This is a genomic window from Lentzea sp. NPDC004789 (assembly GCF_053601075.1).
Map to the genome: position 1 here is coordinate 298,447 of NZ_JBSGBE010000009.1, position 18,769 is coordinate 317,215.

The window sequence follows — 18,769 nt, forward strand, 5'->3', positions numbered from 1 at the left end:
CGACACCGCGAGATTGGTCCGGGCCGCTGGCACGGTGCGCATGAGGCGCTGACACCGTGCGCACAGGGGCTGACAGAGTGCTCAAGTGATGGCGGCGCAGAGCTTGCGCGTGAGTTCCTCCAATGCGCGCACGACGCCGTTCAGCGCCGCGATCTGCTCTGCGTACTGCCGGGCCACCCGTTCCAGGTCGACGGCGCCCGGCTGGGCTTCGGCAGGCGCCGAACTGTGGATTCGTTGTTGTGCCCGATCGGCCATGGCGGATTCGTACAATTGCGTCAGATGGTCGCCGTCCGGCTGCAGGACCTGCACGTAGGAGGACATCAGATCCGGCGGCGGAATTCGGATTCCCCGCTCGTAGTCCACCATCCCGCTGTGCGCGGTCATTCCGAGCTGCCGGGCGAGCTTGCGCAGTGACAGTCCGCGTTCGAGCCGCAGGCGGAGCAATTCCTGACCGAGCAGTTTGTAGGCGCCCCCCAATTTCTTTCTCCCTCCCCGTTCGCCGCGCCTGATCCTGACAGCGGCCCGGAGAACGACGCATCAGCCGAACGGGCTACGAGGTAGCAGGATCTCCTATGGGTACTGTTCAGCGGTCGTATCGAGGTGTTCTCCTGCTGTTCTGAACTTGTTCTGTTGCCGCAGAACGCGGTCGGCGGCGTGTTAGGAATTTGGGGCGGCCCAATTCCCGCCGCGCGAATTCTCAGGGAGGAAAATCGTGAAGACGACGACCAAGATGAAGAAGATCACCGTCCGCCGGACCGGCGACGTGCGCCTGACCACGGCGACCTGCAAGTGTCCGTACAGCGTCGAGGCCTGATCGGCTGAGCCGGCCGGGGACCGCGCCTTCGGGCGCGGTCCCCGGCTACCAGGAGGCGTCAATGAGCGGCGACACGCCGGTGCTTTTCCACGATCTCAGCTTCGTTCCCGAAGGCGACGAGACGGTCGTCGGCCGTCTGGACACCGGGTCCTACGCGGTGCTGCCCGCCGACGGCGCCGCACTGCTGGGCAGGATGGCCGACGGCATGTCGCCGGAGCGCGCCGCCCAGTGGTACGAGTCGGAGTTCGGCGAGCCGATCGACATCGAGGACTTCCTGGAGACGTTGCGGGACCTGGGTTTCGTGCGGACCGGCGAGCCGGTCGCGCAGACCGGCCCGGTCCGGTTCCAGCGGCTCGGCGCGGCGGCGTTCTCGCCGGTGGCCTGGCTCGCCTACCTCGCGATCACAGTGGCGTGGCTGCTGCTCGGCGCCCGGCACGACGACCTGCTGCCCGACCCGAGCCAGTTCTTCTTCGTGAAGTCCGCGCTCGTGGTGCAGCTGGTGATCACCTTCGGCCAGCTGCCGCTGATCTTCCTGCACGAGGGCTTCCACACCCTGGCGGGACGGCGGCTCGGCCTGCCCAGCAAGCTCGGCATGAGCAACCGGTTCATGTACGTGGTGTTCGAGACGCGGATGAACGGCCTGTTCAGCGTCCCGAGCGGGAAGCGGTACCTGCCGTTCCTGTCGGGCATGCTCGCCGACGTCGTGGTGCTCGGCCTGCTGGGGCTGCTCGCGCACGCGACCCGTGACGCGAGCGGCGCGCTGTCGCTGACCGGCAGGGTCGCCATCGCGCTGGGGTTCACCGTGGTGATGCGCCTGGTCTGGCAGTTCCAGCTCTACCTGCGCACCGACCTCTACTACGTGTTCGCGACCGCGTTGCACTGCCACGACCTGCACGACGCCAGCGTCACGTTGCTGCGCAACAGGATGTGGCGCGCGCTGGGCCGTCAGGAACGGGTGGTGGACGAAGGGCAGTGGACCGAGCACGACCGCAAGGCCGGTCGCTGGTACGGGCCGTTCGTCGTGGTGGGCATCGCGGTGATGCTGGCGCTGGCGGTGTTCGGCTCGCTGCCGATCGTCGTGCAGTACGTCGAGATCGTCGGTCGCAACCTCTCCAGCGGACGGCTGGACCTCTACTTCTGGGACGCGGTGGTCTCCCTGGTGATCAACGTCGGCCAGCTCGCGCTGGTCGCCCATCTCGCCCGGCGCAAGCGCCGGATCGGAAGAGAAGTGAGCTGACATGCCTTCACCACAACGGCATCTGCGCCTGCGCGGCGGCCGGCGCGCCGACCGTCAGCGGTACCTCGCGGCACTGCCCGGCGACGCCCGCGTGCTCACCGCGCTCTGCCACCACCGCCTGCGCGGCCCGTACACGGGCGTGGACACGATCCTGCGCGAGCTGCTGCCGGACGCCCAGCAGCGCCACCCCGAGCTGGTCGCCCGCCACCAGGTGGAGCTGCTGTACGGAATCCCGGAGCTGGCGGAGCTGATCGGGCCCGCGCCCTCGACGCTCGCGTCGGCCGGCCCGTTCGCCCAGCGCACCCGGTTCTACGGCGCGCAGATGATCCGGTGCATGAGCCAGGGCGTGGTCACGTTCCTGATCGAGCTGGCCCGCAGCCGGTCCGCGGCAGGGGAAGCGCCGCTGTGCCTGGTGTTCGAGGACATGCACGCCGCCGAGCCGACCACGAGCGAGTTCGTCGCGCTGCTCGCCCGGCGCTGCGACCCCGCCACCCTGCGGGTTGTCGTGTCCACCGCGGACGACGTCGCGGCGGAGCTGGCCGAGGTGCTGGACCGCGTCGCCGACGACGAGTTCTGCGACGCCGAGCCGGAGCACGACGACCGCAGCCAGGAACAGCTGGTCGCCGCGTACGTCCGGTCCGACGGGACCAGCGACAGCCAGGCGGAGATCGACGCCTACGGTGCGGCCGATCCCGTTGTGCTGCAACGCCTGCACGACGAGCGCGCGGACGAGCTGGAGCCCGGTGCCGACTGGGGCACGCTGATCGGTGCGGTCACCTACCACCGCGAACGGGGCGCGGACCCGCACGGCCGCGGCCGGGACGCGCTGGACCGGGCGTTCCAGTTCTGCGTGGAGACCGGGTTCTCCGCCGCCGTGGTGGACCTCGGCCTGCGCGGCCGCGCGGTCATCGACCCGGTCGAGGAGCGGAAGCTGTTCCTGCGGTTCACCCAGCACGCGGCCTCCGCGCTGGTGGCGCTGGACCGGTTGACCGAGTCTCTTGAGCTGTACATGGACCTGCGCGCCCGGTATGCCGACGCCAAGGTGCACATGACGGCGAGCTACAGCATCGCCATGCTGCACACCAGGTTCTTCGTCCCGCGCGACCACGAGGCCGCGGTCGGCTGGCAGAACAACGCCTACACGCTGGCGTCGTTGCTGCCGGACCCCGACGAGCGGCGCACGTACGAGGTGTTCCAGGCCAACGGGCTGGCACTGGTCGAGATGCACCGCGGCAACCTGGCGCGGGCGCTGGAGCTCGTCGACGGCGGCATCGCCCGGCTCAACGAGGAGCTCGACGACCAGGAGTGGGTGCTGCACCGCTCGCAGCTGTTCTACAACCGCGCGCGCCTGCACGCCGCGCTCGGCCGCGCCGACGAGGCCTACGCCGAGTTCACCGAGCTCATCGAGCTCGACCCGCTCTACACCGACTACCTGAGCGAGCGGGCGAAGATCTCCCGCAAACGCGGTGACCTCGAAGCCGCGCTCGCGGACTACGACCGCGCCGTGCAGATCGGCCCGCCGTTCCCGGAGCTGTACTACAACAGGGGAACCGCGCGGCTCGCGGTCGACGACGTCGAGGGCGCGTTCGCCGACTTCGACTACGTGCTGGAGATGGAACCCGGCGACGTCGACACCCGCCTGACCCGCGCGGAACTGCTGCTCGCCAGTGGTGACGTGGCGGCGGCGCACGCGGACGTCGTGGCGGGGCTCCAGCTCGCCCCCGACGAACCGCGGCTGCTCGCCATGCTCGGCACCATCGAGCTCGAACAGGACCAGCCGGAACAGGCACTGCCGCACCTGGACGCCGCACTCGCCGGTGACCCGCGCTATCCAGCCGCGCTGGTCAACCGCGCGGTCGCGCACTTCCGGCTGGGCAACGCCGCGACCGCCGTCGACGACCTCACTGTGGCGCTGGACGTGGTGGGCGCCGATCCGGACGTCCTGCTCAACCGCGGCATGGCCTATCTCGCGTGCGCGCAGGCGGAGCTGGCGATCCGGGACTTCGACGCGGCGCTCGCGCTGCCCGGCGCGGACGTCGACGAACTGAGGCATCAGCTCGAACTCTGCCGTTAGCCCGAGTTTTGCTTCTCCTCGTGCGGGAACTCGGCCCGCAAGACCGCAACCGACGAGGGGAAGCGTTGTGAAGGCAGTCGTGTGGCACGGAATCGGTGACATCCGCGGCGAGTCCGTGCCCGACCCGAAGATCCCCGAGCCGTCCGACGCGATCGTGCGGATCACCCGCAGCGCGATCTGCGGTACGGACCTGCACCTGGTGCGGGGCACGATGCCCGGCATGGTGGAGGGCACCGTGCTCGGGCACGAGGCCGTGGGTGTCGTGGAGGAGGTGGGACCCGCGGTGCGCGGGTTCACGCCGGGCGACCGGGTGGTGGTGACCTCCACGGTCGGCTGCGGTAGCTCCGAATGAACGGTGACAACGCCCAAGATCGGCGAGAGCAGGACCTGGTCGACCGCGACCGCGCGGCGGACGTCCGCGACCGCGCGGCGGACGAGCGGGAGCGGCTCGCCGACGTACGCGAGCAGACCGCTGACGAGCGGGACGACCGAGCGGACGTCCGCGAGCAGTGGCTGACCGACCGGCAGACCGAACTGGACGAACGGGGGAGTCGGCTGCGCCGGAGCACGGATCGTCACCTCGACGGGAGCGCGAAGACCCTGGATCTCGCCCGCGCCGCGATTCGCCGGTCCCAGCTGCGGCTGGAGCGGGCCGATGCCGCGCTGCGGCGTGCAGAGTGCCGCACCGATCGTGAACAGGCCGAGATCGACCGCGAGACCGAGTGGACCGTTCGCCAGGCACGCGACGAGGAGTGATGTTGCTCCGTTTGCCCGCCTGTGCACCGGGTACCCGGTGGCTTCCTCCATCTGCGGCGAACAGCGGGGCGGGGCATTGGACACGTGTGAGTCAGGTGAGAAGAAGCCGTCGGGAGCAGGTGAGATGACGAGCCACGGTCTCCCGGACGTGTCGCCGCCGCTCGTGCAGATCAGGAGGTGGCTGCGGGCGAAGCTCGTGAGCTTTCCGGACGACCTCCTCGGCGACATCCTGCTCGTGTGCACGGAGCTCGTCAGCAACGCCTACGACCACGCCCGCGGTCCACGTGACGTCCGGGTCGAGCTGGAGGCGGGCGGCCGGGTGGTCCGCGTGGAGGTCGACGACGGCAGTCCGCAGGCGCTGCCCGCACCGGGCAGGTCGTCGGCCGGGCCGTTTCGCGGTCGCGGCCTGACGCTGGTGGAGGGCATCGCGAGCCGCTGGGGTGTGCTGAACCGCGGTGACCACAAGACCGTCTGGGCCGAGTTCTCGTTCGACACGCCGCACCCGGCCTGACGCGTCCCTCAGCCGGCGGTTCTGGCGCTCCGAGCCGCGTGCAGGGCCTGCTCCACGTCCGGGTACAGCTCCAGCGTCTGGTCGAGCCCGGACGCCGTGATCGGGCGCAGCACCGTCCGATGTGCCGCCGCGATCCGCAGCGGAATCCGCGCCTCGGCGGCCCGGCGCTGGTGCGTCAGGAGCTCGTTGAGCCCGGCCGACCCGAAGAACGTGACCCCGGTGAGGTCGACGACGACCGGGAACGGTGAGGTCGCCATCGCGAGGGCGGTGCGCAGTTCGAGCCGCAGCGCGGGCGCGGTGTCCTGGTCCAGGTCACCGGCGGCGCGCACGACGACGGCGAGCCCGTGCACTTCGCGTTGCACGTGCAGGGGGAGATGGGAGGTGTTCGGCATGGTTGAGCCCCTCACGACGTACGTCGGAAGCAGAACACAGCTGCAGGCTCAACTGCTCACCCTGAACTTTAGCCGTTCAAACGACAATCGCAACCCGGGAACGGCTCACCACCCGACCGGCATGCGCTGGGCGCCGCGCACCGGCATCTCGATCTTCCACATCACGTCCCCCTCGACGTGCAGGCCGGGCAGGCCGCCGAGCAGCGCCCGCAGGCCCTCCTGCAGCTCGATCCTGGACAGCTGCGAACCGAGGCAGTGGTGCACGCCGTGCCCGAAGCCGAGGTGCGGGTTCTCGCCCCGGTCGAAGCGCAGCGCGTCCGGGTCGGCGAACTGCCGGGGGTCCCGGTTGGCCGCGGCGAAGTCGACCACCACGGGCTCGCCCGCGCGCACCAGCACGCCGCCGACCTCGACGTCCTCGGTGGCGTAACGCGGAAAGCCGGGTCCGTAGCTCAGCGGCGTGAACCGCATGAGCTCCTCCACCGCGGCCGGCATCAGGCCGAGGTCGGCGCGCAGCTCGGCCAGCCGGTCGGGGTGGGTGAGCAGCACCACGACGAAGTTGGGCAGGTGCGAGGCGGTGGTCTCGTGCCCGGCGACCAGCAGCCCGTTGCACATGTCGACCAGTTCCAGCTCGGACAGCCGGTCGTGCTCGTCACGAGCCTCGATCAACGCGGTCATCAGGTCGTCGCGGGGCACGGCGCGCCGCGCGGCGATGAGCCCGCTCATGTACTCGCGGAAGCCCTTCTGGTCGGCCGCGAACTGCTCCGCGGTGGTCTTGTTGGTGGACAGGAACGCGTCGCTCCACGCCCGGAACAGCGGCCGGTCGGCCACCGGCACGCCGAGCAGCTCGCAGATCACCACGACCGGCAGCGACAACGCGAAGTGCTCCACCAGGTCCACCGGCCGGCCTCTGGCCACCATCGCGGCCACGAGGTCCTCGGCCAGCTGACGGATCCGCGGCCGCAACCGCTCCACCCGGCGCACGGTGAACGCCTTCACCACCAGCCTGCGCAGCCGCGTGTGGTCCGGCGGGTCCATCACGATCATCCCGCTGTCGAGCTTGCCCGGCGTCATCCTGGGCACGTCGGCCGCGACGGCCATCGCCCGGCTGAACCTCCGGTCGCCCAGCACGAACCGGACGTCGTCGTAGCGGACGGCCAGCCACGCCGGTTCGCCGTAGGGGAGCTGGATCCGCATCATCCCGGGCGCGTCGCGCGCCTCCGCGCAGGCCGGGTGGACCTCCAGCCCCGCCGCCGAGCCGAACGGGTAGGTGTGCGTCGAAGCGCTCACCTTTTGTTTGTAGCGAGGTGTTTCCCGGGAGAACACCGCTGATCGGGGTCGTGCCGCGCTGCCGTTGTGCAGACCCGCCGCCCCGCCCATACGGTCAATGCGGGAGGTGGAGATGCGAAGCCAGTACGAGTACCTCGCCGTGTTGGCGGTGTGCCTGCTCATCACGGTGCCGCTGGAGTGGCTGGGCAGCGGCGTCTACCGGCGGGCCGGGGAGCTGGTGCGCGCTGTCGCTCCGGTGGTCGCCGTCCTCGTGGTGTGGGACGTCATCGCGATCTTGCGCGGGCACTGGAGTTTTCACCCCGAGGCCGTCACAGGGGTCGCGATCGGGGGAGTGCTGCCGGTGGAGGAAGTCCTGTTCTTCGTTGCCATTCCGGTCTGCGCGGTGCTGACCTACGAGGCCGTGCGCGGACGTTCGGCGCGTTGGTCGCGCGATGGTTGAGGAGTATCTGGTCGCGGCGTGCGCGGCGGTGCTGCTCGTGGTCGTGCTGGAGTTGCGGGTGTTGCGCACCGGGCTGTTCCGGCGGCCCGCGTACTGGATCACGATGGCGATCGTGCTGGCGTTCCAGGTGCCGGTGGACGGGTGGCTGACCAAGCTCGAAGCACCGGTCGTGGTGTACGCGGACTGGGCGATCAGCGGCGTGCGGGTGCCGTGGGACATTCCGGTCGAGGACTTCCTCTACGGCTTCGCGATGGTCACCGCCGTGCTGTTGCTGTGGGAGCGGGGAAGGACGGCACGTGCACAAGCTTGAGGTGCCGGGGGAGTTCGACCGGGCCGCGCGCGGCTACGACCTGCTCGTCGGGCTGAATCCGGGCTATCACGAGGCTTTGCGCCGTTCTGCCCGCGCGCTCCGGCTCCGGCCGGGCATGCGGGTGCTCGACCTCGGCTGCGGAACGGGCGCGTCGACCGCGGCCCTGGTCGCGGCCGCGCCGGGCGTGGAGATCGTCGCCGTGGACGCGTCGGAGGGCATGCTCGCGCGGGCGCGGGAGAAGCGCTGGCCCGGCACCGTGCGGTTCGTGCACAGCCGTGCCGAGGACGTAGAGGAAGGGGAGTTCGACGCGGTGTTCGCCGCCTACCTGGTGCGCAACCTGCCCGAGCCGGACGGCACGTTGCGGCGCGTCCGCGACCTGTTGAAGCCCGGTGGACCGTTGGTGCTGCACGAGTATTCGGTGCGTGACTCGCTGGTGAGCACAGCACTGTGGACGGTGCTGTGCGGGTTCATCGTGCCGGCGGGGTGGCTCGTCACCGGTGACCGTTCGCTCTACACCTACCTGTGGCGCAGCGTGATGGAGTTCGACGGTGCCACCGCGTTGCGCGACCGGTTGCGGCGCAACGGTTTTGTGGGCGTGCGCAGCGCACCGGTGCCGGGCCTGCAGCTCGGCGTCGTGCACACCTTCGTCGGCCGCAGGCCGGAACAGGAGCAGCGGTGAGGGATCGCAGGGCGGTGCGGATTCCCGCGCCGCAGGGACGGGCGCAGTTCAGCGGCGAGGCGCCCGCGGTGGTCGTGGTGGGCGGCGGGATCGCGGGCCTGGCGGCGGCGACGCTGCTGGCCGAGCGCGGCGCGCGGGTCGTGCTGTGCGAGCGGGAGAAGTACCTCGGCGGCCGGGTCGGGGGCTGGCGCACCCGGCTCGCGGACGGCAGCGAAGTCACGATGACGCGCGGCTTTCACGCGTTCTTCCGCCAGTACTACAACCTGAGGGCGCTGCTGCGGCGGGTCGATCCGGCCGGCCGCGCGCTCGTCGGCCTGCCGGACTACCCGCTGCTGCACGCCTCCGGGCACCGGGACGGTTTCGCCGGGTTGCCGGTCTCCGTGCCGTGGAACGCGCTCGCGTTCCTGCGCGACAGCCCGACGTTCCGGTGGCGCGACCTGCCCGGCGTGGACGCGCGGGCGGCACTGTCGTTGCTGGACGTGTCGGTGCCGCGGATCTACGAGGAGCTGGACCACCTCGACGCCGCCTCCTACCTGGAACGGCTGCGCTTTCCCCGCCCGGCGCACGCGCTGGCGTTCGAGGTGTTCTCGCGCAGCTTCTTCGCACACCCCAGCCGGATGTCGGCGGCGGAGCTCGCGGTGATGTTCCACATCTACTTCCTCGGATCGAGCGAGGGCCTGCTGTTCGACGTGGCGGCGGACCCGTTCCCGCACGGCCTGTGGGAGCCGCTCGGCCGCCACCTCGCCTCGCTGGGCGCGGCGGTGTGCACCGGCGTGGACGTCCGGTCCGTGCGGCCGGGTGAGCGGAAGCGGTTCGCGGTGACCATCGGCGGCGGCTCGATCGAGGCGGACGCCGTCGTGCTCGCCACCGACGTGTCCGGCCTGCGCGCGATCGTCGGCGCCTCACCCGCACTGGGGGACGAGCGGTGGTGCGCGCAGGTCGCCGAACTGCGCACGGCACCGCGGTTCCTGGTGTCGCGGTACTGGCTGGACCGGCCGGTGGACCCGGACCGGCCGGGGTTCCTCGGCACCAGCGGGCACGACCTGCTCGACAACATCAGCGTGCTCGACCACTACGAGCACGAGGCACGGGCGTGGGCGGCGCGCACCGGTGGCGCGGTGGTGGAGCTGCACGGATATGCGCTCCCGTCCGACGTGAGTGAAACAGAGGCCCGTGCCCGGCTGTGGGAACAGCTCACCGAGGTGTACCCGGAGACCAAGCAGGCCGAGGTGGTCGACGAACGGCACGAGCTGCGCGAGGACTGCCCGCTCTTCCCCGCGGGCGGGTACCGCGGCCGGCCGGGCCTGCGCACCCCGGACGACTTCCTGGTCCTCGCCGGCGACCTGGTGCGCGTGGAACTACCGGTCGCGCTGATGGAACGGGCCGCCACCACGGGTTTCATGGCGGCCAACCGGCTGCTGCAGCGCTGGGGCGTGGCGGGCGCGGACCTGTGGACCGTGCCGAGGCACGGGCGCGTGCCGTTGTTGCGTGCCGTTGCCCGCCGTTGGCGAACGTTGTGATCGTGCTGGAGTCCTAGCGGCGGGAGAGCACCAGGTCGATCGCCTCGGCCAGCGTGCCGGGCCTGCGCACCGACGGCGGCACCGGCACGCTCGTCCAGCCGGGTCCGGCGACCGCGATCAGGGCGTCGGACGTCTCGGTGAGCTCGCGCAACGGCACCTGGCCGGCGAGATCAGCACGATGTGCCCAGATCAACGCGACCGAGGGGCGCAACCGGGCCACGGCGTCGCACAGCGCCTGCGCGGGCACGCGGGCACCGAGGTTGCGCCACGCAACGTCCTTTTCGGACAGTGCGGCGCCGAGTGCCTCCAGCGCCAGCACGTGCTGCTCTTCCGGTGCACAGGACAGCAACGCGGCCAGCACGCCCGGCGTGCTCGTACGCGGCACGCCGCGCAACGCGTGCAGCAGGCTCGAACTCGCGAGGTGCTCGATCTCCACGCCACGACCGGGTTCGCCGAGCTCGGTCAGGCACGGCACGAAGACCGACTCCCACGCGGCGGCCACGCCGTGATCGGTGATCAGCTTGGCGGCGAGGTCGAGCATCAGCGGTTCGTCGAGCCGCCTGGCCGCGGTGAGGAAGCCCCTGCGGGCCGTGTCCGCCGCCTCGTCGCCGAGCAACGAACGAGAACTCACCGACCGCGGCACCGGTTCTCGGCGCGCCAGCTCGGCCGCGGCGGCCGGTGCGACCCCCTGCCCGGTCAGGGCGACCATCCTGCGCAGCACCTCGACGTCGGTGTCCCGGTACCGGCGGTGGCCGCCCTCGGTGCGGTCCGACGGCCCCAGCCCGTAGCGCTGGTCCCACGTTCTGAGCGTGACGGGGGAGACGCCGAGCATCGCGGCGACGGCGCGCGGCGGGTAGGTCACCCGCGGCGGGCGCGCTCGGAGAGGATGGCGCGCAGCTCGCTCTCGCCGAGCCCTCCCCAGATGCCGAAGGTCTCGTGCACCTCCAGCGCGTGCGCCCGGCACTGCTGCATCACCGGGCACCGCCGGCAGATCGCCTTGGCGGCGGCCTCGCGCTCGTCGCGCGCGGCACCGCGTTCGTTGGGCGTGTGGAAGAAGTAGGTGCTGTCCATGCCTCGGCACAGACCGGCGAGCTGCCAGTCCCAGGCCTCGGTGACGGGCTTGGGCAGGCGGGAGAGTTCGGGCATGGCGCACGTCCCTTGCTGTGTACGACCCGTGCTGACACCCCTACCCTAAAATCGATTCAAAATCGGTGCAACTTGAGCGCGCTCAGTCGGGGAACCGACCGTCCCGCCGCAGCGCGTACCGGCGTTCGGCGTAGGCGAGGTCGTCGCGCCACAACCTCGCCGCGGCCCAGCGCATCACCGGCCGCAACGCTCCGGCAGCGGGCCTGACCAGCGCGAACCCCCGCCGGTCCGAATGCGCGATGGTCGCCTCCACCACGGCGGTGCGGCCCTCGCGGATCGGCGTCGCGTGGGTTTCGACGACGCTGCCCTCACCCTCGCCTTCGACGATGTGCATCACGACGGTTCGCGGCTCCGGGCAGGTGAACGCGGCGACGACCGGCACGCCGACCCGCCCGGCGAGCCGGAAGGTGACCTCGACCAGGAAGCGGTCCAGCTCCTCGGCCGGCGTCTCCAGCACGCGCAGGTTGGCGAACGAGTACGGGTGGAACCACGCCCCGTGCCACGGGTCGAGCCGGTTCGCGACGACGTCCTCGGGATCGCAACGGCCGACGAGCGTGGCAACGGCGTCGATCGCCCCGTCCGGTCGCGGCGGCAGCACGGGCGCGGGCAGCGGCTCCTCGCCGCCGACGTGGTCGAGCCTCACCCACACCAGCACGCCGTCGTCGTGCGCCGGATAGGGCGTCCACGCGCCGAACCGCGTGCCGTCGAGCGCGAGCCCGTGCCAGCGGCAGATCAGCTTCCCGCCCGCCACCGCGCCGTCGCACAGCGGCGCGCCGAGGTGCGGACACGACCCCGAGCCCGCCATCAGGACGTTGTGGGGACCGCGCCACAGCACGACCTCGTGGCCCGCGATCGTGCGACCGCACGCCTTGCCGTGCACGACGTCACGGCTGGCGCCTGCGACGAACCAGTTGCCGGACGGTCGGGCGGTGGCGCGCTTGAGGGCGGCCTCGATCAGGGCGGGTTTGGCGTCCTGCCACGTGGGGTGCTGGTCGCGCCACGGCGGGCTGGAGTAGATCCGCAGCGGAAGGCGGTCACGCATGGAGCTCCTCTCGTCGGACCGCGTGGTGTTGGTGTGCTTTCGGCGGCGGGCGGCTTGCGGCTCGTCAGGCCGCACGAGCGAACATCGCCCTCGCCAACGCCGGCAGCGCCACCGCGAGCCGCCTGCCGTTCGACACCACCACCCGCCGCGACAACACGTCGCAGTCGGCGTCCTCCACGAGGTCGAGGATGTGTCCGTAGAGCCGGTAAGCGGTCAGCACGCACGGCCGCGAGCGCGGTGCGAGCATCGCGATACCCGGCCGCGCCCGCGTGTACACCTCCCGCGCCCGGCGCACCTGGTCGCGCAGCGCGGCACGGACCTTCTCGTCCGCCCGGCCACACGCGCGGGCGTGCAGCAACCGCTCCCGGTCGACGCCGAACGCGGCGAGTTCGTTCGCGGGCAGGTAGACCCGGCCGCGGTCGAGGTCCTCGCCGACGTCGCGGATGAAGTTGGTGAGCTGGAAGGCGATGCCGAGCGCGGCGGCGGCGGGTTCGGCCTCCTCGCGCGGGACCGTCGTGCCGAGCACCGGCAGCACCTGCAGTCCGATCACGGCGGCGGAGCCGTGCACGTACACCATTAGATCGTCGTAGGTGGGGTAGTCAGTGACGGTCAGGTCCATGCGCATGGACGCCATGAAGTCGCGGAAGTGGTCGTGTGGAATCGAGTAGCGTTGCGCGGTGTCCAGCAGGGCTGACATCACCGGATCGCTGGAGGTGTTGTTGCTCAACGCAAAAGCCAAGTTGCGCGAGGCTTCACCGAGCGCGGCCTCCTTGGTCCCGAGTCCACTGTGGACGTCGTCCACGATGTCGTCGACCCAGCGCGCGAAGCCGTACAGCGCGTGGACGGCGGGACGTTGCTCGGGACTGAGCAACCGTGTCGCGAGGTAGTAGGTGCGGCCGTGCTCCGCGTTGAGCGCACGGCAGCGCCGGTACGCCTCACGCAGGGCTGGTGCGGTGATGCCGGCGGCGTCGAGCTCCCGGTCTGCGGACATGTCCTCACGCTAGGTGCGGCTGTGGCGCCGTGCACAACGACCGCGCTCATCATGCGGACCCGCTCGCGCGCTGTTTAGCTCGATCCGTGGACCGACCGCCGAGAGGGGCGACGATGTCGTTGCTGACGAGCACCCGCGGGTCACGGGTGGACGACTTCCCCGCCCTGTTCGACGTGGCGCTGGGCGAGTTCCTGGGACGGAATCCGGAAGCGCCGGAGCTGGCCGCCGAGGTGCGGGAGCTGATCTTGGCCGGTGGCAAGAGGATCAGGCCGCGGTTCGCGTGGGAGGGCTGGCGTGCTGCCGGTGGTGGTGGCGACCAAGACGCCGTGGTGCGCGCGCTGGTCGCGTTGGAATTGCTGCAGTGTTGCGCGTTGGTGCATGACGACGTGATGGACCGGTCGCCGGTGCGGCGAGGTCGGCCGTCGGTGCACGAGCTGTTCGCGTTGCGGCACCGGCGGTCGCGCTGGGCGGGAAGTGCGCGCCAGTACGGCGATTCGGCCGCGGTGCTGGTGGGTGATCTCGCACTGGCGTGGGCGGACGACGCTCTGGTGACCGCGGGTCTGTCCGCGGCGGCGCTGCAACGCGCGTGGGTGCCGTGGCAGGCCATGCGCACCGAGATGATGGCTGGTCAGCACCTCGACCTGCTGGGCGTGGCGCGCGGGGACGAGTCGCTGGAACAGGCGTTGCGCGTGGCGGCGCTCAAGACCGCTTCGTACACCGTGGAACGGCCGTTGCACCTCGGTGCAGCGATCGCGGGCGCGGGTCCGGACGTGGTGGCGTGCCTGCGCGAGTTCGGCCGTGACGTCGGGGTGGCGTTCCAGCTGCGGGACGACCTGATCGGCGTGTTCGGCGACCCGGAAGTGACCGGCAAGCCGATCGGCGAGGACCTGCGGGAGGGCAAGCGGACGGCGTTGATGGCGATCGCGTTGTCCCGTGCCACGAACGGATCCGCGGCCCTGCTGCGACGAACCCTCGAAGGGCCGGTGAACGACGAACTGGTGGACGAGGTCTGCGCGCTGCTGGTCCGGCTCGGCGCGGTCGCCGCGGTGGAGGAGCACATCGACGTGCTGGTGGCGAACGGACTCGCGGCACTGGACCGCGCCGCGCTCGATCCCGGTGCGAAACGCGAGCTGATCCGGTTGGCCGGCAAGGCCACCGCGCGGAAGGCGTGAGCCGTGGTGCATGTGGTGAAGGGCCGCACCGACCGGATGGTCGTCGTCGGCGCCGGGCTCTCCGGTCTGTCCGCCGCTCTGCACCTGCGCGGTGCGGGGCACGAGGTGACCGTCCTGGAACGGCACCCGCATCCCGGCGGCCTGGCCGGAAGGCTCGACCTCGGCGGGCACCGGATCGACACCGGCCCGACCGTGCTCACGATGCCGGAGCTGCTCGACGACGCCTTCGCCGCCGTGGGGGAGCGCCGCGAAGACCACCTCGAACTCCTCCCGTTGCACCCGGCCTACCGTGCGACGTTCGCCGACGGCACGGCGCTCGACGTGCACACCGACGCCGAACGGATGGAGGAAGCCGTCCGCGAGTTCGCGGGGGCGCGGGAGGCGCAGGGTTATCGCGAACTCCGGGCGTGGCTGACGAAGTTGTACGAGGTCGAGCGCGACAGGTTCATCGGCGCGAGCTTCGACTCCCCGCTCGACCTCGTCGGACCGGAGCTGCTGACGCTCACGAGGCTCGGCGGCTTCGGCTCGCTCGCCCGCGCCGTGGGCAGGTTCCTGCGCGACGAACGGCTGCGCCGGGTCTTCACCTTCCAGTCGCTCTACGCCGGGGTCGCACCGCGAGACGCGCTGGCCGCCTACGCGGTGATCGCTTACATGGACACCGTTGCGGGGGTGTGGTTTCCGCGCGGCGGCATGCGCGCGGTGCCGCAGGCCCTCGCCGATGCGGCGGCCCGCGCGGGTGTGCGATTCCACTACGGCATGGAGGTCGACGAGCTCGAACGCACCGGGCACCGGGTGACGGCCGTGCGCACCGCCGACGCGCGAATTCCTTGCGACGCGGTCGTTCTCGCCACCGGACCGGCCCAGAGCACCCGGCTGCTGCGCGGCGAACCGCGCCGGATCAGGCCGCTGCGCTGGTCGCCGTCCGCCGTCGTCGTGCACCTGAGCGCCCGCCGCGTGGCGGACGACCTCGCGCACCACACGATCTCGTTCGGCGAGGAGTGGGACGGCACCTTCGACGAGATCATCCGGCGCGGACGGCTGATGAGCGACCCGTCGTTGCTGCTCACCACGCCGACGCTGACCGATCCCGCGCTCGCGCCGCGCGGCAGGCACCTGCAGTACCTCCTCGCGCCGTGCCCGAACCTCGACCGCGCCCCGCTCCGCTGGGACGTCCTGGCCGACCGGTACGCCGAGGAGCTGATCGCGGAGATGACCGCCCGCAAGCTCCTCGTGGACGCGGAACCGCTCGCGGTCGTCACGCCGGACGACTGGGCGCGCGACGGCCAGGCCGCGGGCACGCCGTTCTCCGCCGCGCACACGTTCGGTCAGACCGGCCCGTTCCGTCCGGGCAACCTGCCGTTCCGCGACGGCAACGTCGTGCTCGCGGGCAGCGGCACGACACCGGGCGTCGGCATTCCGCCGGTGCTGGTCTCCGGCCGGCTCGCGGCCGACCGCTTCCGGCACTGACCGTTCTCCTTTCGGAAACATCGGCGTCACATCTTGACGTGTCCGTTGTTATCGTTCACAGTCCCTTCTTGCGTGTTAAGTAGTGCCGCCAGTTAGTTGTTCAAGACCCTGTCCTGGCATCTGTGTGCCCTGATCGTTGTTAGAGATTGTTAGCGCTAACACAATGTCGTGTCTCATTTCGCCGGGCTCCAGTGGTGAAAGGAAAAGTGCTATGTCGGTTGGGTTCGAGTTGACCACGAGATGGCGTCGTCGGTGGCGCTCCGCATCGGCCGCGGCGGTGGCCGCGGCGGTCGTGGGCGGGGTGCTCGCGGTGGTTCCCGTCTCTGCGTCGGCGGCCACGGTGGACACCTCCGCCTGGTACGTGCTGGTGAACCGCAACAGCGGCAAGGCCCTCGACGTCAACGGCGCGTCCACCGCCGACGGAGCCGGTCTCATCCAGTGGGCCCGCAGCAACGCCACCAACCAGCAGTTCCAGTTCGTGGACGCCGGCAGCGGCTACTACAAGCTGCGCGCCCGGCACTCCGGCAAGCTCGCCGACGTGCAGGGCGCCTCGACCGCCGACGGCGCCGCGCTGGTGCAGTGGACCGACAACGGCGGCGCCAACCAGCAGTTCAGCCTGGCCGACTCCACGAACGGATATGTGCGGCTGGTCAACCGCAACAGCGGCAAGGTCGTCGAGGTGCAGGGCGGCTCGACCGCCGATGGCGCCAACGTGGTGCAGCGCACCGACTCGAACAGCAACAACCAGCAATGGCAGCTCGTCCAGGTCGCCGGAGGTGGCGGCAGCTGCAGCCTGCCGTCGACGTACCGCTGGACGTCGACAGGCCCGCTGGCGACCCCGAAGTCGGGCTGGGTCGCGCTGAAGGACTTCACCAACGTCGTCTACAACGGCAAGCACGTCGTCTACGCCACGACGCACGACACCGGATCGGCCTGGCAGTCGACGAGCTTCAGCCCGTTCACGAACTGGTCCGACATGGCCACCGCCACCCAGAGCACGATGTCGTTCAACGCCGTCGCGCCGACGCTGTTCTACTTCGCCCCGAAGAACATCTGGGTGCTCGCCTACCAGTGGGGCGGACCGACCTTCTCCTACCGGACGTCGAGCGACCCGACCAACCCCAACAGCTGGTCGGCGCCGCAGACGCTGTTCACGGGCACCCTTCCCGTCGGGGCACCCCTCGACCAGACGATCATCGGCGACGACACGAACATGTACCTGTTCTTCGCCGACGACAAGGGCAACATCTACCGCGCCTCGATGCCGATCGGGAACTTCCCCGGCAGCTTCGGCTCCAGCTTCACGAAGATCATGAGCGACACCGAGGAGAACCTGTTCGAGGCGGTCGAGGTCTACAAGGTCAAGGACCAGAACCAGTACCTCATGATCGTCGAGGCGAGGGGCGCCAAGGGCCGCTTCTTCCGCTCGTTCACGGCCACCAGCCTGAACGGTTCGTGGACGCCGCAGGCGGCGACCGAGAGCAACCCGTTCGCCGGCAAGGCCAACAGCGGCGCGACCTGGACCAACGACATCAGCCACGGTGACCTGGTCCGCACCAACCCCGACCAGACCAAGACGATCGACCCCTGCAACCTGCAGTTCCTCTACCAGGGACGTGATCCCAGCTCCGACGGGATCGACTACGGCCTGCTGCCGTACCGGCCGGGCGTGCTGACCCTGCAGCGCTAGCCGGCGGTGCGACCTCGGGCGGGCTCGGCGAAAGGCCGGGCCCGCTCCGGCATCTGCGCCGACTTCGGTTGGGCGATGAGCAGTCCGAGAGCTCCCAAGGCGACCACGGCGGCGATCGGCGGCAGGGCGAGCAGCCCGGCGTTGCTGATCACCAGACCGCCGAACACTCCCGACAGACCAACGCCGAGGTAGATCGCGGAAGCGTTGACGGACAACAGGAGCCCGCTCGACTCGCCGGGGGCGAGCTCGATCAGCCAGTTCTGGATCGGCGGGTTCACCGACCACGTGAACAGGCCCCACACGAACAGCGCCACGCCCGCGGTCGCCGCCGTCGTCGCGGTGAGCGGCAACGTGGCCAGCACCACGGCGAACACCGTGAAGATCACGAGCAACGGCAGCCGGCTGCCCCAGCGGTCGGTGATGCGGCCGCCCAGCGAGTTGCCGATCGCGCCGCCCACGCCGTAGACGAGCAGCAGCACGCTGATCGTCCACCCGTGCACGTGCGCGAGAGAGGTCAGGATCGGCGCGATGTAGGTGAACACGCTGAACGCGGCGAGGCAGCCCAGCACGGTCATGCCGAGCACCAGCAGCACGCGACGGTCGCGCGCGGCGGCGAACCGCTCGCGCAGGCCCGCGAACGGCGGTGCGGCCACCCTCGGCACGCCGAGCCCGATGGCCAGCGCGCCGAGCAGCGAGATGACCGCGACGGAGGCGAACACGCCCTGGTAGCCGAGTCGCTCGCCGATGACGTTGCCCAGCGGCACGCCGAGGATGAGCGCGAAGGTGAGACCTCCGAACACCGTCGCGAGCGCGCGGCCGCGGTGGTGCGGCGGGGCGAGCACGGTGGCGACGGCGGTGGCGACCGGGGTGAACACCGCGGCGCCGAGCGCGCTGATCACGCGGGCGCCGAGGAGCAGCTCGAACGTCGGCGCGACGGCCGCCAGCGCGTTGCCCGCAGCGCTCGTGACCAGCGCCGCGATCAGGAGTTTCCGTCGCTCCCACCGTCCGGTGAGCACGGCCAGCACGGGCGAGGCGAGCGCATAGGCGATGGCGAACGCGGTGACGAGCTGCCCGGCGGCGGCAGGGGAGACGTGCAGCTCGCGGCTGACCGCGGGCAGGACTCCGGTGACGATGTAACCGCTGGTGCCGACGGCGAACGCGCCGGCGGCGAGCAGGTGGATGCGAGACAAGGTTCCCCCTTGGACGACTAGTACGACAGACACCGTACTACGAAACTCGCCG

General features: G+C 70.8%; 20 protein-coding genes. 12 read left to right on the plus strand and 8 right to left on the minus strand.

Annotated elements, in window-relative coordinates; translation table 11 throughout:
- Window positions 1-81 precede the first annotated feature (81 nt).
- A complete protein-coding gene (locus tag ACWEIJ_RS22670) occupies window positions 82-477 on the minus strand; it encodes a helix-turn-helix domain-containing protein (RefSeq protein WP_449839186.1) in 396 nt (131 codons plus the stop codon).
- A 398-nt stretch (window positions 478-875) separates the two neighbouring features.
- On the opposite strand from ACWEIJ_RS22670, the gene ACWEIJ_RS22675 reads away from it, so the two are divergent.
- The 5 genes from ACWEIJ_RS22675 (at window position 876) to ACWEIJ_RS22695 (ending at window position 5,392) form a co-directional block, all read left to right on the plus strand.
- A complete protein-coding gene (locus tag ACWEIJ_RS22675; protein ID WP_449839187.1) occupies window positions 876-2,051 on the plus strand; it encodes a hypothetical protein in 1,176 nt (391 codons plus the stop codon).
- Window position 2,052: 1 nt separating this feature from the next.
- Entirely contained in the window at window positions 2,053-4,125 is a 2,073-nt protein-coding gene (locus tag ACWEIJ_RS22680; RefSeq protein ID WP_449839188.1) for a tetratricopeptide repeat protein, read from the plus strand.
- A gap of 67 nt (window positions 4,126-4,192) precedes the next feature.
- Window positions 4,193-4,477 (plus strand): alcohol dehydrogenase catalytic domain-containing protein, encoded by a 285-nt coding sequence (locus ACWEIJ_RS22685; protein WP_449839189.1) that lies wholly within the window; start codon window positions 4,193-4,195, stop codon window positions 4,475-4,477.
- On the plus strand, window positions 4,474-4,881 hold the full coding sequence (locus ACWEIJ_RS22690; RefSeq protein WP_449839190.1) for a hypothetical protein: 408 nt from the start codon (window positions 4,474-4,476) through the stop codon (window positions 4,879-4,881). Before ACWEIJ_RS22685 ends, ACWEIJ_RS22690 begins: the two co-directional genes overlap by 4 nt.
- A 124-nt stretch (window positions 4,882-5,005) precedes the next feature.
- Window positions 5,006-5,392, plus strand: a complete 387-nt coding sequence (locus ACWEIJ_RS22695) for an ATP-binding protein (RefSeq protein WP_449839191.1) — start codon at window positions 5,006-5,008, stop codon at window positions 5,390-5,392.
- An 8-nt stretch (window positions 5,393-5,400) separates the two neighbouring features.
- Here ACWEIJ_RS22695 and ACWEIJ_RS22700 read toward each other — a convergent pair whose 3' ends face one another.
- Window positions 5,401-5,784, minus strand: a complete 384-nt coding sequence (locus tag ACWEIJ_RS22700; protein ID WP_449839192.1) for an STAS domain-containing protein — start codon at window positions 5,782-5,784, stop codon at window positions 5,401-5,403.
- A gap of 105 nt (window positions 5,785-5,889) precedes the next feature.
- A complete protein-coding gene (locus ACWEIJ_RS22705; protein ID WP_449839193.1) occupies window positions 5,890-7,071 on the minus strand; it encodes a cytochrome P450 in 1,182 nt (393 codons plus the stop codon).
- Window positions 7,072-7,183: 112 nt separating this feature from the next.
- Here ACWEIJ_RS22705 and ACWEIJ_RS22710 point away from each other — a divergent pair, with 112 nt between their 5' ends.
- From ACWEIJ_RS22710 to ACWEIJ_RS22725, 4 genes are read left to right on the plus strand one after another with little or no spacing between them, the layout of a single operon-like run.
- Window positions 7,184-7,510 (plus strand): lycopene cyclase domain-containing protein, encoded by a 327-nt coding sequence (locus ACWEIJ_RS22710; RefSeq protein ID WP_449839194.1) that lies wholly within the window; start codon window positions 7,184-7,186, stop codon window positions 7,508-7,510.
- Window positions 7,503-7,820, plus strand: coding sequence for a lycopene cyclase domain-containing protein (locus ACWEIJ_RS22715; protein ID WP_449839195.1), 318 nt, complete (start codon window positions 7,503-7,505; stop codon window positions 7,818-7,820). The genes ACWEIJ_RS22710 and ACWEIJ_RS22715 overlap by 8 nt, the downstream gene beginning before the upstream one ends.
- Complete coding sequence (locus tag ACWEIJ_RS22720; protein ID WP_449839196.1) at window positions 7,807-8,499, plus strand: class I SAM-dependent methyltransferase; 693 nt, start codon at window positions 7,807-7,809, stop codon at window positions 8,497-8,499. The genes ACWEIJ_RS22715 and ACWEIJ_RS22720 overlap by 14 nt, the downstream gene beginning before the upstream one ends.
- Entirely contained in the window at window positions 8,496-10,019 is a 1,524-nt protein-coding gene (locus tag ACWEIJ_RS22725) for an FAD-dependent oxidoreductase (RefSeq protein WP_449839197.1), read from the plus strand. The genes ACWEIJ_RS22720 and ACWEIJ_RS22725 overlap by 4 nt, the downstream gene beginning before the upstream one ends.
- Window positions 10,020-10,032: 13 nt before the next feature.
- Here the strand turns inward: ACWEIJ_RS22725 and ACWEIJ_RS22730 are convergent, their stop codons facing one another.
- The 4 genes from ACWEIJ_RS22730 to ACWEIJ_RS22745 form a co-directional block, all read right to left on the minus strand.
- Complete coding sequence (locus ACWEIJ_RS22730; RefSeq protein WP_449839198.1) at window positions 10,033-10,881, minus strand: MerR family transcriptional regulator; 849 nt, start codon at window positions 10,879-10,881, stop codon at window positions 10,033-10,035.
- On the minus strand, window positions 10,878-11,165 hold the full coding sequence (locus ACWEIJ_RS22735; protein ID WP_449839199.1) for a WhiB family transcriptional regulator: 288 nt from the start codon (window positions 11,163-11,165) through the stop codon (window positions 10,878-10,880). The genes ACWEIJ_RS22730 and ACWEIJ_RS22735 overlap by 4 nt, the downstream gene beginning before the upstream one ends.
- Window positions 11,166-11,247: 82 nt before the next feature.
- A complete protein-coding gene (locus ACWEIJ_RS22740; RefSeq protein ID WP_449839200.1) occupies window positions 11,248-12,207 on the minus strand; it encodes a DUF5914 domain-containing protein in 960 nt (319 codons plus the stop codon).
- A gap of 64 nt (window positions 12,208-12,271) precedes the next feature.
- Window positions 12,272-13,198, minus strand: a complete 927-nt coding sequence (locus ACWEIJ_RS22745; RefSeq protein ID WP_449839201.1) for a phytoene/squalene synthase family protein — start codon at window positions 13,196-13,198, stop codon at window positions 12,272-12,274.
- Between the two features lie 113 nt (window positions 13,199-13,311).
- Between ACWEIJ_RS22745 and ACWEIJ_RS22750 the strand changes: the two genes are divergently transcribed.
- From ACWEIJ_RS22750 to ACWEIJ_RS22760, 3 genes are all read left to right on the plus strand, one after another.
- Entirely contained in the window at window positions 13,312-14,370 is a 1,059-nt protein-coding gene (locus ACWEIJ_RS22750; RefSeq protein WP_449839202.1) for a polyprenyl synthetase family protein, read from the plus strand.
- Window positions 14,371-14,376: 6 nt separating this feature from the next.
- The gene (gene crtI, locus ACWEIJ_RS22755; protein ID WP_449839237.1) at window positions 14,377-15,837 is read left to right on the plus strand and encodes a phytoene desaturase family protein; all 1,461 of its coding nucleotides are present in this window, start codon (window positions 14,377-14,379) and stop codon (window positions 15,835-15,837) included.
- Between the two features lie 211 nt (window positions 15,838-16,048).
- The gene (locus tag ACWEIJ_RS22760; RefSeq protein ID WP_449839203.1) at window positions 16,049-17,527 is read left to right on the plus strand and encodes a non-reducing end alpha-L-arabinofuranosidase family hydrolase; all 1,479 of its coding nucleotides are present in this window, start codon (window positions 16,049-16,051) and stop codon (window positions 17,525-17,527) included.
- Here ACWEIJ_RS22760 and ACWEIJ_RS22765 read toward each other — a convergent pair.
- Window positions 17,524-18,717 (minus strand): MFS transporter, encoded by a 1,194-nt coding sequence (locus ACWEIJ_RS22765; RefSeq protein ID WP_449839204.1) that lies wholly within the window; start codon window positions 18,715-18,717, stop codon window positions 17,524-17,526. The genes ACWEIJ_RS22760 and ACWEIJ_RS22765 overlap by 4 nt on opposite strands.
- Between the last annotated feature and the right edge of the window lie 52 nt (window positions 18,718-18,769).